At 42.9% G+C, this 12425-nt stretch carries 9 protein-coding genes; 5 read left to right on the top strand and 4 right to left on the bottom strand.

Translation table 11 applies throughout. From position 1 onward, the window contains the following. Window positions 1-462: a DMT family transporter gene (locus JMX13_RS10635; protein WP_201612458.1), complete on the top strand. Its 462-nt coding sequence runs from the start codon at window positions 1-3 to the stop codon at window positions 460-462. Here JMX13_RS10635 and JMX13_RS10630 read toward each other — a convergent pair. From JMX13_RS10630 to JMX13_RS10615, 4 genes are all read right to left on the bottom strand, one after another. Further along, on the bottom strand, window positions 456-1346 hold the full coding sequence (locus JMX13_RS10630) for an alpha/beta fold hydrolase (RefSeq protein WP_201612457.1): 891 nt from the start codon (window positions 1344-1346) through the stop codon (window positions 456-458). The genes JMX13_RS10635 and JMX13_RS10630 overlap by 7 nt on opposite strands. A gap of 64 nt (window positions 1347-1410) precedes the next feature. Beyond that, window positions 1411-1953 (bottom strand): PaaI family thioesterase, encoded by a 543-nt coding sequence (locus JMX13_RS10625; RefSeq protein WP_227686291.1) that lies wholly within the window; start codon window positions 1951-1953, stop codon window positions 1411-1413. Between the two features lie 226 nt (window positions 1954-2179). Further along, window positions 2180-2632, bottom strand: coding sequence for a winged helix-turn-helix transcriptional regulator (locus JMX13_RS10620; protein WP_201612456.1), 453 nt, complete (start codon window positions 2630-2632; stop codon window positions 2180-2182). A gap of 421 nt (window positions 2633-3053) precedes the next feature. Next, window positions 3054-3959: a LysR family transcriptional regulator gene (locus JMX13_RS10615; protein WP_201612455.1), complete on the bottom strand. Its 906-nt coding sequence runs from the start codon at window positions 3957-3959 to the stop codon at window positions 3054-3056. 298 nt (window positions 3960-4257) lie between these two features. Between JMX13_RS10615 and JMX13_RS10610 the strand changes: the two genes are divergently transcribed. From JMX13_RS10610 to ppc, 4 genes are all read left to right on the top strand, one after another. After that, window positions 4258-5964, top strand: coding sequence for an L-lactate permease (locus JMX13_RS10610; RefSeq protein ID WP_227686290.1), 1707 nt, complete (start codon window positions 4258-4260; stop codon window positions 5962-5964). 62 nt (window positions 5965-6026) lie between these two features. Beyond that, complete coding sequence (dld, locus tag JMX13_RS10605; protein WP_201612453.1) at window positions 6027-7748, top strand: D-lactate dehydrogenase; 1722 nt, start codon at window positions 6027-6029, stop codon at window positions 7746-7748. Window positions 7749-7950: 202 nt separating this feature from the next. Beyond that, window positions 7951-9093, top strand: coding sequence for an FMN-dependent L-lactate dehydrogenase LldD (gene lldD / locus JMX13_RS10600; protein ID WP_201612452.1), 1143 nt, complete (start codon window positions 7951-7953; stop codon window positions 9091-9093). A 269-nt stretch (window positions 9094-9362) separates the two neighbouring features. Continuing rightward, window positions 9363-12143, top strand: a complete 2781-nt coding sequence (gene ppc, locus JMX13_RS10595; protein WP_201612451.1) for a phosphoenolpyruvate carboxylase — start codon at window positions 9363-9365, stop codon at window positions 12141-12143. Window positions 12144-12425: the final 282 nt, after the last annotated feature.

Here is a 12425-nt window from a genome sequence, read left to right as displayed (position 1 = left end):
ATGCTTATTTTAATGATTGTATTGTCGATAATTGGCGGCGCGGCTTTGAGCGTACAAGCGGCATTGAATGGCCGTCTTGGCGGCAATATTGGGGTGTTTAAAAGTGCTTTTTTAACCTTTTCTGTGGGTGCGGTAGTAACTGCATTGCTTATTTTCTTTTTTGAACCAAGTCATACGGTCACTTTGATGGATGTGCCTAAATGGCAACTACTTGGCGCTTTGTGCGGTGTTCCTTATATTGTCATTATGGTGGTTGCGGTCCAGCGTATTGGAACTGCTGTGGCAACGGTAGCCGTTATTTTTGGTCAGCTGAGCATGAGCGTACTGATCGATAATTTTGGCTGGTTGGGTAACGAGGCGATTAGCCTTTCGGTCAGTAGAATGGCGGCTTTGGTTTGCTTAGCTATCGCACTTTGTTTTATTTATGCCAGTAGTAAGTCTGAGCCTAAAGAGGCTCAGTAGCTCGTAAATTTTTCCATAATGATAGTCGCACACTGTTCAGGTGCTTCCATTGGCAGCAGATGTCCATTGTCAGAAAGCTCAATGATGCGTTCAACAGGGACGATATCTTCCCAAACTTTACGAACCTCATCGCTAATAAACATAGAAGGTTTGCCAACGATAATGGTATAGGGTACATCAAGCGCATTTAGGTCTTTTAAGGCATCATTGACGAAAGGGGTGTCAAAGTAGCTTGCTAATTCTTGCTCAGGTGTGAATAGCAGGCTGTATTGGCCTTGATCATTTTCGACAAGACTGTTCTTTGCAAAGATATAAAGATGATCGTCATTAATGCGCTTAAAGGCGCGATGTGCTCGTAGATGATGGTAGTACGACTCAACACCTTCCCAATCTACTTGCTTGGCTTGTGTGCTTTTAAAGGGCTCTTGACCTATCTTCAATTCATCAGGTGCTGAGTTCATCATGAGGGTCTGTGACTTGGTAAAAGTAACAGGCTCTATTAAATACAGCTGTGAGAATAGTTCTGGCTGCTTGGCCGCGGCAATGGCGGTGGCAGTTGCACCTTGAGAATGCCCTATACCAACCACTGGCTTATCTTGTGTTTTCTCTAAAAAATCAATCAGAATATCGGCATCTTCTTCACGGGTTAGTCTTTTTACGGTGGGTAAGTCATGCCAATAGCCGCGCATGGCAAGACTGGTGAAGGTAAATTGCTCACTAAGCTTGGTTAATAATGGCAGATAAACACCAGTCGTAAAGCCATTACCTCCATAAAAATGCGCATCAGGCAGCTTGGTGTTTTTATTATTATTAATCAAAGCAGACAGGTCATAATAGCGTGCTTTTTTGCCCTCTAAAGTCATCGTACGTTCGAATGTTTGCATGGTATTGTTCTTATTGTTAGCTAATGATTAAAACTATTTGTAGTAAAATTAGTTACTACTCTCACTACTCCATATCGAATATTAAACAAGTCGTGGTGGCATGAGCATACAGTTTGCCATCAGGACCAACAATGCGACCTTCAGCAGTGGCGGTTTGTCTGCCGACATGAATGATGTTAGCCTCAGCGCGTACCAATGGAATTGCCTTGGTCAAGGCACGAATCATATTTACCTTGATCTCTAACGTGGTATAGCCTTTGCCAGCAGGTAAGGTTGAGTGAATAGCGCAGCCGACAGCAGAGTCGAGAATGGTACAAAACCAACCACCATGCACGCTGCCTAGTGGATTGTAATGTTGCTGACCTGGTCGACCCTGAAAGAGAGCACGACCGCTTTCTATATGAATAGGAATAAAATCAAGCGTCTCGCCAATCGGTGGCGATGGCAACTCTCCAGCAAACATGGCATCAAAGAGCGCTTTACCACTCATACTGACCATTTTAGCAGGCGATGTGATCCCTGCAGGGCCTAATTTAGCGCGTATTCGTAAATCGTCAGCTTCCCAAGTAGCCATCACATCCGCAGCATCCATCTTTGTAACATCCATTTTACAATCCTGTTTTATACGAGTTATTTTTACGTTCAATCTTTTTAAGCTTACTTTTACGCAAGTAAAGAGTAGGGGGTCATATCTTATCCAATAATAAGATAATAATAAGTGAGTTACTACTAAAAAAATAGTAACTATAAGTTTTTTAGCACGGTTAGGATAAGTTCAGTGGCGATTTGCTGGTAAGAAGCATTTCGCTAACTCACTATAGATAGTGGATAAGCTATGATTTTCTTCGCTGTATAGCACGTTTGCCAATTTCGATCCCAGTATTCTTATCAATGACGATGGGCTCAATCTCCACACCTGTCTCTGAATCTATAAAGACGGGTATCTGTACGCCTTCCTCACTCGGTTTATGAGCGCGGGCCCAGGTTGCTAGTACAAATAATACAGGTAATATGTCTTGCCCAGATTGAGTGAGTAGATATTCTTCACGCGGTGGAAGCTCTGAGTAGCGTCTTTTTTCAAATAAGCCCTCATCTACTAATGTTGCCAAGCGTTTGGTGAGCATTGAGGGTGAAATACCCAAACTACTGCGAAATTCATCGAAGCGAGTAAGACCCATATGGGCATCACGTAAAATGAGCATGCACCAAGTATCGCCGTATATCGACAGACTACGGGCAATAGGACAGTTAGCAAGGCTGGGCTTATCTAAAGAAACTTTAGCCATAATAGTCACTATCAATTTCTGGTTTTTGGAGTTCTATTATACCTAAAAGTGCGCTGATTTTTATGGGGTGTCTTAACACACCTGAATCAGTATTTCGGTTGGTATAGCAAAATCTAATATCGAGTCAATCTCTTATGAAAATTTTCTCAATGTACAGTACCAAATACACCGTGATTCCCTAAATTACTCAAGCTATGTCGCGAGTAATAACAGCCTCTTATTAGCTTTTTGATTTCACTCATCCTCTTATGTATAGTTAGTCCAGTATAAAAACGATACAGCGGAACTGAAATTGATTTTTCGCAGCCTCTGTCTGCGCAGGCACAGCAAGCCAGAAAAATTTATTCCAGTTTCGCGTAAAAACCTCATGTATCTATTTTATTTAGAATTGACTATACATCGGAAACAGGCTTACTATTACTTAGCAATAATAAGCCTGTTTCCGATGTAATGAGTCTCGCAAATGTGCAACGAGCAGTTTTAACTTTTGATCTGGTTGCCTAGCCTTAGGATAAACCGCATACATGCCCAGTTTTTTTCGGGTAAACCGTTGCAAAATCTGCGTAAGTGTATTTTGCTGTATCTCCTCATAGACCAGCGCTTGGGGCAAAAAAGCGACACCTAAATCGCTAAGCGTTGCTTGTTTAATCGCACTCAGATGATTGCTATAAAACCGGCCTTGGACAGGCATTAATTGCTCTGTACCGTCTATATATAAGGGCCATATGTTATTCGAGGTATTATCAAACTTATAGACCAAACACTCATGATACTGTAATTCTTCAGGGGTTTGAGGGATGCCATATTGCTTTAAATAGTCTGGCGTCGCACATATCACCCATTGGCTATCTATCAGGCGCCTTGCAATGAGCGATGAGTCTTCAAGCTCAGCGGTCCTTATTGCCAGATCAAAGCCTTCTTCTATTAAGTCAACCAAGCGATTGGTAATTTGTAAATCTACTGAGATTTCAGGATGCTGTTTACAGAATTCGGCAATCGATTCGCTCAATATCAAATTCGCAGAGACCACAGGCATGGTTATACGTATAGTGCCTCTCATATCCTCACCGTAACCCGTCACCGCATCTTCTGCTTCTTGAAAGGCAAGTTTAGCAATTTTAGCTTTGTCATACAGCGTCCTCCCTGCATCGGTTAAGCTCAACTTTCTAGTGCTTCTATAAAGTAGCTGAGTATTTAAGTTTTTTTCTAATCTTGCAATGCGCTTGCTCACTACTGAATTGGTTAATGACATCTTTTCAGCGACCTTAGAAAACGACCCTTCATCAACAACTTGGACGAATAAAACCATATCGTCAGCTTTGACCATACTTGTGCTCCAATTGGCGTAATACGGGTTAGATTATAGCAAAAAAAGAAAATAACATTGTCCATTGATGCAATATATCAATTAATTAATAAGGCGTAGACTGTTTTAGGGCGTTTTGAACATTGGGCCATAAACTGTCGCAAGTCGTGCTCGGCTTTTTCTGCAAGACAGCTTTAGCAAATTAACAGTCCCTGTTTGTGAATGTTTAATACAACTTAGTCATCATGGAGCTGTCCAAATAAAGGCTTTGATGACTTTGTTCAAGGAAGATTAAACAATAGAAAAGGATATTATGATTTTGAATCAAACAATATATGGTCTACTGGCATTACTGCCAATCGTTCTCTCTGGTATTTTTTTGATAGGCTTGCAATGGTCAGCCAAAAAAACAATGCCGATAGTTTTAGCCGTTACCGCGGCGCTCGCTATTTTTATATGGGATATGACGCTCACTAGAGTGTCCTCATCCATCATTCAAGGTTTGGTCATTACGGTTTCGGTATTGTGGATAGTCTTTGGGGCTATTTTTTTATTGAATACCTTAAAGCATACGGGTGCCATTGCCGTTATTCGTGCTGGATTTACCAACGTATCGCCAGATAGACGTGTTCAGGCCATTATTATTGCCTGGTGCTTTGGCACCTTTCTTGAAGGCGCCTCTGGTTTTGGTACACCTGCCGCTATTGCCGCCCCTTTACTGGTGGCGATAGGCTTTCCGGCCCTGGGCGCAGTATTAATGGGAATGATGATACAAAGTACACCAGTATCCTTTGGTGCAGTCGGTACGCCTATTGTGATAGGGGTAAGTAAGGGCTTAGATACCGCGGCCATTAGCGCTCGGCTTGCACAAGAAGGGCTACAGTGGGATAACTTTTTGCAGCTTATAACCAGTCAGGTCGCTATGATTCACGGTGTCATTGGGACGTTTATGCCCCTTTTTATGGTGATGATGCTCACACGCTTTTTTGGCAAAAATAAAAGCTGGAAAGAAGGCTTCGCTATTTGGCCATTTGCTATATTTGCCGGTTTGGCCTTTACGATTCCTTATACTTTAACAGGTGTCTTTTTAGGGCCTGAGTTTCCCTCACTGGTCGGGGGTTTAGTGAGTATCGCCATTGTTGTAAACGCTGCCAAAAGAGGGTTTTTAGTGCCAAAAACGACATGGGACTTTGAACCTCAAAAAAACTGGCCAAGCGAATGGATGGGTAAGTTGGTGGTCAGTAAGGAAGATGTGACGCTGGATTCAACCAGTAAAAAGATGTCTGCGGTTATGGCGTGGTTCCCTTATTTGCTCGTTGCGCTTTTGTTGGTTTGTTCAAGAGTGTTTGCTGGATTTGAATCCTTACTAACCAGTGCGACGTTAGATTTTACGTCTGTTTTAGGTGAGGCAGATATAAGCGCTAGCTTTAGTCCTTTGTACTTACCTGGAGGCTTGTTAATAATAAGCGCCTTAGTTGCCGCTGCTCTGCAAACTAAACAACCAGGTAGTGCACTAAATAATGCCTTTAAAGAATCAACCAAAACGGTCTTAGCGGCTGGGTTTGTACTGGTCTTTACGATTCCGATGGTCAGAATCTTTATTAATTCAGGGATAAACTTATCAGATGTAGCAAGTATGCCAGTCGCAAGTGCCGAGTTGTTTGCGGGTACTTTTGGCAGCGCTTTTCCGTTAATCAGCTCGACCATTGGTGCATTAGGGGCCTTTATCGCGGGTTCTAATACCGTCTCTAACATGATGTTTAGTCAATTTCAGTATGAAGCGGCGATGAGCCTACGTATTTCACCTTCTTTAATCATAGCGGCTCAAGCCGTTGGTGCGGCAGCGGGTAATATGATTGCCATACACAACGTAGTAGCTGCATCCGCAACGGTGGGTTTACTTGGAATGGAGGGCGCGACGCTTCGGCGTACTATTTTACCTACCCTGTATTATGTGTTGTTCTGTGGCATCATCGTCATGGCTGCAATTTACATTTTCGGTTTTCAGGGCCCTTTAGTATCGTGAATAATACACCATCACATGATAAGGAGTATCGTATCTCTTCATTGAATCTTTTATCAGCAAACATGACTTCTCAAGACCTACTTAGTCCTAATCAAGTTTTAGATAAACTCACAGACGTGCTAGGCGCTCGCAATGTACAGGCTGATCCAGAGAAAAACGAATACTATAGAATGGGATGGCGCTCTGGTGGCGGCAACGCGTTGGCAGTTTTGTTTCCGCAAACCTTGCTGGAGATTTGGCGTAGCCTACAAGTGTGCGTTGAAGGTAACTGCATTATTATTATGCAAGCGGCAAAAACAGGCCTAACCGAAGGTTCAACGCCAAGCGGTAATGACTATGATAGACCTGTGGTGGTCATTAATACGCTGGCAATAGACCGATTGTATTTGATAAATGATAATGAGCAAGTAATCAGTTTGGCTGGGGCGACGCTACACCAATTACAAAGTCAGCTGAATGCGGTAAATAGAGCGCCGCATTCGGTCATTGGTTCCTCGACTTTAGGGGCGTCTATTATTGGTGGGATTTCGAATAACTCGGGAGGGTCCTTGGTGAAAAGAGGCCCTGCTTACACTGAGCTGGCTTTGTTTGCGCAGATTAACGAACAAGGTCAATTGGTGTTGGTCAACCACCTAGATATAGTGCTAGGGGATACTCCAGAAGAAATACTGACGAGATTGCAAAATGGTGATTTTGATAAGAGGAAGCTACCTGACAGTGGCAAGATGGCATCAGACAAAGAATATATCGCCAGAGTAAAAGATATTGATGCAAGTACGCCAAGCCGCTTTAATGCTGATAAGCGCCGACTGTATGAAGCCAGTGGCTGTGCAGGCAAGTTGGCGGTATTTGCAGTACGCCTAGATACTTATCCAACCGCTACAAAAGAGAAAGCTTTCTATATAGGCAGTAATAGTGTCAGTGAGCTTGCCCAGTTAAGAAGGCAGATATTATCAACTTTCAAAAATACCCCCGAAGTTGGCGAATATATGCATCGCGATATATTTGATGTATCCGCTAAATACGGTAAAGACACTTTTTTAAGTATCAAGCATCTCGGCACAGATGTCTTACCTAGATTGTTTTCTATCAAAGGCGCTATTGACGCTAAATTTCATAAGTGGTCGTGGATGCCAAAGCATTTCACCGATAAAGTCATGCAGTTTATAGCTAACTTATTTCCAAAGCATTTACCTGAGCGCATGCTGGCGTACCGTGATAAGTACGAGCATCACCTCATAATAAAAATGAGCGATGATGGGATAGTGGAAGCACAAGAATTTTTGCAGTCGTTTTTTGCGGCATCAAAGACCGGTAGCTATTTTGAATGTAGTAAAGAAGAGTCAGAAAGTGCCTTTTTGAACCGTTTCGCCGCCGCCGGTGCAGCATTAAGGTATGAGGTCATCCATGAAAAAGAAGTAGGCGAGATATTAGCGCTCGATATTGCTATACCACGTAATGAATTAGAGTGGCTTGAAACCCTACCTGAAGCAATTACACAGCATTTAGAAATGAAGTTATATTACGGACACTTCTTTTGTTATGTGTTTCATCAAGACTATATTTTGAAAAAGGGTAGTGATGCTCAATATGTGAAAACGATGATGCTAGAGCTGTTGAATCAACGCGGCGCAAAATATCCTGCTGAACATAATGTCGGGCACTTATATGAAGCAGAACCTGATTTGCAGAACTTCTATAAAAGTTTAGACCCAACCAATACCTTTAATCCTGGCATTGGTAAAACATCAAAAAATAAACGCAACTGCTCGTGCTGTGTGTAATAGTTAGTGTGGGCTGAGCTTTATGCTTCAAGAGCAAGTCAGCTCTATCTATTATGATTGAGCATTCTATCGCTGATCTTTATGCTGAAGCACGAGTACAAAGTTAGAATAAAAAAAGTTATATCATTTGGCACTAGTCAATACACCATTAGAGATTCAAAAATATTATATAGATATCTAACAGCATAAAAAGGGTAAGCATATGATTATTTCATCTCCAAACGATTACAGGGCTGCTGCCAAGCGCAGACTGCCACCATTTCTATTTCATTATATAGATGGCGGTGCTTATGAGGAATATACCTTAAAGCGTAATGTTGAAGATTTATCAAAAATTGCTCTTAGGCAACGTGTACTGAATGATATGTCACAGCTCAGTCTCGAGACGCAATTATTTAACGAAACCCTATCCATGCCTGTCGCATTGTCACCTGTCGGTCTCACAGGTATGTATGCACGTCGCGGGGAGGTGCAAGCCGCTATGGCAGCCGATCAAAAAGGCATTCCGTTTACCATGTCGACGGTTTCAGTTTGTCCGATTGAAGAAGTGGCGCCTAAAATCATCCGTCCAATGTGGTTTCAGCTTTATGTATTAAAGGACCGAGGTTTTATGAAAAATGCCTTGGAGCGTGCCAAAGAGGCGGGGTGTTCGACCTTAGTTTTTACGGTCGATATGCCGGTACCAGGGGCACGCTACCGAGATATGCACTCTGGCATGAGCGGTAAAAATGCCACTATGCGCCGTTACTTCCAGTCTGTGACGCATCCGCAATGGGCATGGGATGTAGGACTAAATGGCCGTCCGCACGATCTGGGCAATATCTCTACTTATTTAGGTAAGCCAACAGGGCTAGAAGATTATATAGGCTGGCTAGGTAATAACTTTGATCCCTCTATTTCTTGGAAAGATTTAGATTGGATTCGTGAGTACTGGGATGGACCTATGGTCATCAAAGGTATTTTGGACCCAGAAGATGCCAAAGATGCGGTGCGTTTTGGGGCAGACGGTATAGTCGTATCCAATCATGGTGGACGACAACTAGACGGTGTTTTATCCAGTGCACGGGCGCTGCCTCCTATTGCTGATGCGGTGAAAGGAGAGATTAAAATCTTAGCCGACTCTGGAATACGCAATGGCTTAGATATTGTGCGCATGTTAGCTTTAGGCGCTGATATTTGCATGCTAGGGCGCGCCTTTATCTATGCTTTAGCAGCGGATGGCGGTGCAGGGGTAAGCAATTTGCTAGATCTGCTAGATAAAGAAATACGCGTTGCAATGACCTTGACTGGCGCCAAAACGATTGCTGATATTAATTCTGACTGTTTGGTAAAACTGGATAATTAAACTTGAAGCCGTTAGTTTAGTCATCAAGCATAAGAGTGAAACTCATAATATTGTTGACTTACTAGGGATAGACGGATATACCTTAGAGAATTGGCTGACCCAGTATCATCAAAAAATAAATGATTAATACCTAAAGCTGGCAACGTCTTGGCTGATGAGCAATAAGAGCTTCAAAATCTACATAAACAGTTTAAGTGGCTTACACCATAGAGAATCTACATTTAACACGGCACGACTATATTTTAATGAATTTGATCAGGAGATCAAGGATGACTATTGATAACGACGTATTACGCGAACGCATCAGCTTATTAGGATCCTTTCTAGGGGACGCGATTTCTCGCCAGACTGGTGAACAAACGCTTAATACGATTGAAACCCTGCGCAAAGGCTTTATCCAACAACGACGCGCGCCTAACGAAGCGAACAAGCAACAACTCATCGACTTCATAGCCTCGTTAGACAATCAAACATTAAAAAATGTTATTCGCAGCTTTTCTATCTATTTCTTCTTAGCCAATCTAAGTGAAGAAAATTACTTACGCGAGCAGCGTCAAGCCATGCGCATGCAATCGGAACACAGCTGGGAAGGATCATTTCGTCGTACGCTCCTTGAGTGTCGTGAACGCAATATTGAACCTGCCCAAATGCAAGAGCTCATTGAGCAACTGAAATTTATACCTGTCTTTACCGCCCATCCTACCGAAGCGCGCCGCCGTACGACCATGAATCTATTGCAGAGTCTCTTTACTCATAGCGATGCCTTAAACAACTTTACTGAAAACAGCTTTGCTTATGAGCAAGCGAAAGAACAAACGGCACAAACGATTGATTTATTATGGTCATCGGATGAAGTGCGGACCCGTAAGCCGTTGGTCTATGACGAGATCAATAATGGTTTACACTATTTCAATGCCAGTTTATTTAACGCTATTCCCAAGGTTTATCGCAATATTAAAGACGCCATTGTTGATATTTATCCAGAGCTAACAGATTATCCATTACCGGCGTTCATGAGCTTTGGCTCTTGGATCGGTGGCGACAGAGATGGAAATCCCTTTGTCACTCATGACACCACAGAAATGGCTGTATTGATGCATGCCAATGCCGTTTTGCGCCATTACCAAGTATTGATCAAGAAATTGCGCCGTGAACTGATTCATAGCGATACGATTGTTACTCTCGAACCTGAAGTGTATGCAAAGATTGAAAGTTACGTTGAGCTCGACAGACGAGTCTTTGATTACAATCTCAATGATTACAACAATGAGCCATACCGAAGATTGTTATCGATTATCCTTGCCAAAATAAAAGCGACCAATCGTCACATTCAAAGTAAAGGGACAGACCTTGAAGCCGCACAAGATGCTTACGCCAACCCACAAGAGTTATTAGAAGATTTACGCATCATCCGAAAAAGCGTGAATACTCATGACAAAGCACATAGCGAAGGCTTATTGCTCGACATGATTCGTCTGGTCAAAACCTGTGGTTTTCATTTAGCAGCGCTCGATATTCGTCAAGAGTCGTCTTATCATAGTGAGGTGATAGCCGATATTTTTGCCAATGCCTCTAATTTGCCAGACTATCAAACCCTGAGTGAAACCGAGCGCCAAGAATGGCTAACGCGCTTACTTGAAAAGTCGGGCACACCGCTTATTTATACAGATAACTTGAGTGATAAAACACGCGAACAGTTGGCTTTGATGAACTCTGTGGCCACATTACGTAAACTGGTCGGACAAGACACGTTCGGCAGTTATGTTATTTCGATGACCAATAATGCCAGTCAATTATTAGAAGTGTTGCTACTCATGCGCTTTGCAGGCTTATGCAAGATTAATGATAAGGGCCAGTTATCTGCTGACTTACCCGTTGCGCCGTTGTTTGAAACCATCGAAGATCTTAAAAATATCGATAAGATTTTACCCGCCGTGTTGGATAATCCGCTCTATCGCGGACTGCTTCAGCATTCAGATAACACCCAAGAAATCATGTTAGGTTATTCAGATTCATCAAAAGATGGCGGCATCATTACTTCTGCATGGCAGCTTTATAGCGCGCAGCAAACCATTAACCGTATTGCTGCTGAATATGGTATTAAAACGCGCCTGTTTCATGGTCGTGGCGGTTCTGTCAGTCGTGGTGGTGGATCAACGCATAAGGCGATCGCTGCGCAGCCCGCTGGTACACTGCATGGGCAAATTAAAGTCACTGAGCAGGGCGAAGTTCTTTATGCCAAATATGCCAACACTGATACGGCGGTATTTGAGCTGACCATGGGCATCACTGGTACGCTTAAAGCTTGCTCATCAAGGTTTGTGGTGCAACCGCCTGAATTGCCAAATTATGAAGCGCTCTTTGCACGCTTAGCAGACGCCGGTGAGCAGCGTTATCGTCAGCTGACTGACCATACCGAAGGGTTTTATCAGTTCTACTCCCAAGCAACGCCAGTAGCAGAAATCTCTCTATTAAATATCGGCTCACGCCCAGCGCACCGTAATAAGGGTTTACCAAGTAAGACGACCTTGCGCGCGATTCCTTGGGTATTTGGTTGGTCACTAGCGCGCTTTACACTGCCAGCTTGGTATGGCGTCGGTAGTGCCCTACATAGCGTCATCGATGATGAAGCTTTGATGAAGGAGATGAATAACTGCTGGCCATTCTTTAACGTGTTTATTAGCAATATTGAAATGGCGTTTACCAAATCTGATATGAGTATTGCTCAGGCTTATAGCCAGTTATGTGACGATGAGGTTTTACGTGAACAGATTATGAAAGCGGTGACTGACGAGCACGAGCTGACCTATTCAGGTTTAAACGCTTTGCTTAATCAAACATCATTATTGGCGCATCAACAGAATCTTTCAGCTTCCCTTGAATGGCGAAATGCGTATTTAGATCCAACCAACTATATCCAAATCGAGCTGTTAAAGCGTGCCAGACAAAAAGATGCGACAGGTGATGTTAACCATGGTGATCTTAATGTTGAAGACCCATTAATACGTAGTATCAATGCCTTGGCAGCAGGTCTGCGTAATACGGGGTGATCGTTGGTGAAGCGCTCCGACTATGTAGGAGCTAAATTTACTCAAGTCAGCAGTAATATTAGAGTCAGTCATTCTATCAGTGTAGCTAATGGATAAGTGTCGAACAAATTTGGAAGGTATCAACTCAATGCTTTAGATTAAGGTATCTCAGGAAGAGCGAGAGATGTGAGAAAAGACCAATGAATGTCGAACAAATTTGGAATGGATCGCCCCGTGATTGTCGGAGACCTAACTTTCTGAGAGAATACGACAATGAAAAGACAAACCTACACTCCTGAGATT

The sequence above is a fragment of the Psychrobacter immobilis genome (assembly GCF_904846285.1).
Lineage (GTDB): Bacteria > Pseudomonadota > Gammaproteobacteria > Pseudomonadales > Moraxellaceae > Psychrobacter > Psychrobacter immobilis_D.
The sequence above is the reverse complement of the archived record's forward strand: the minus strand, read 5'-3'. Positions and strand labels throughout refer to the sequence as shown.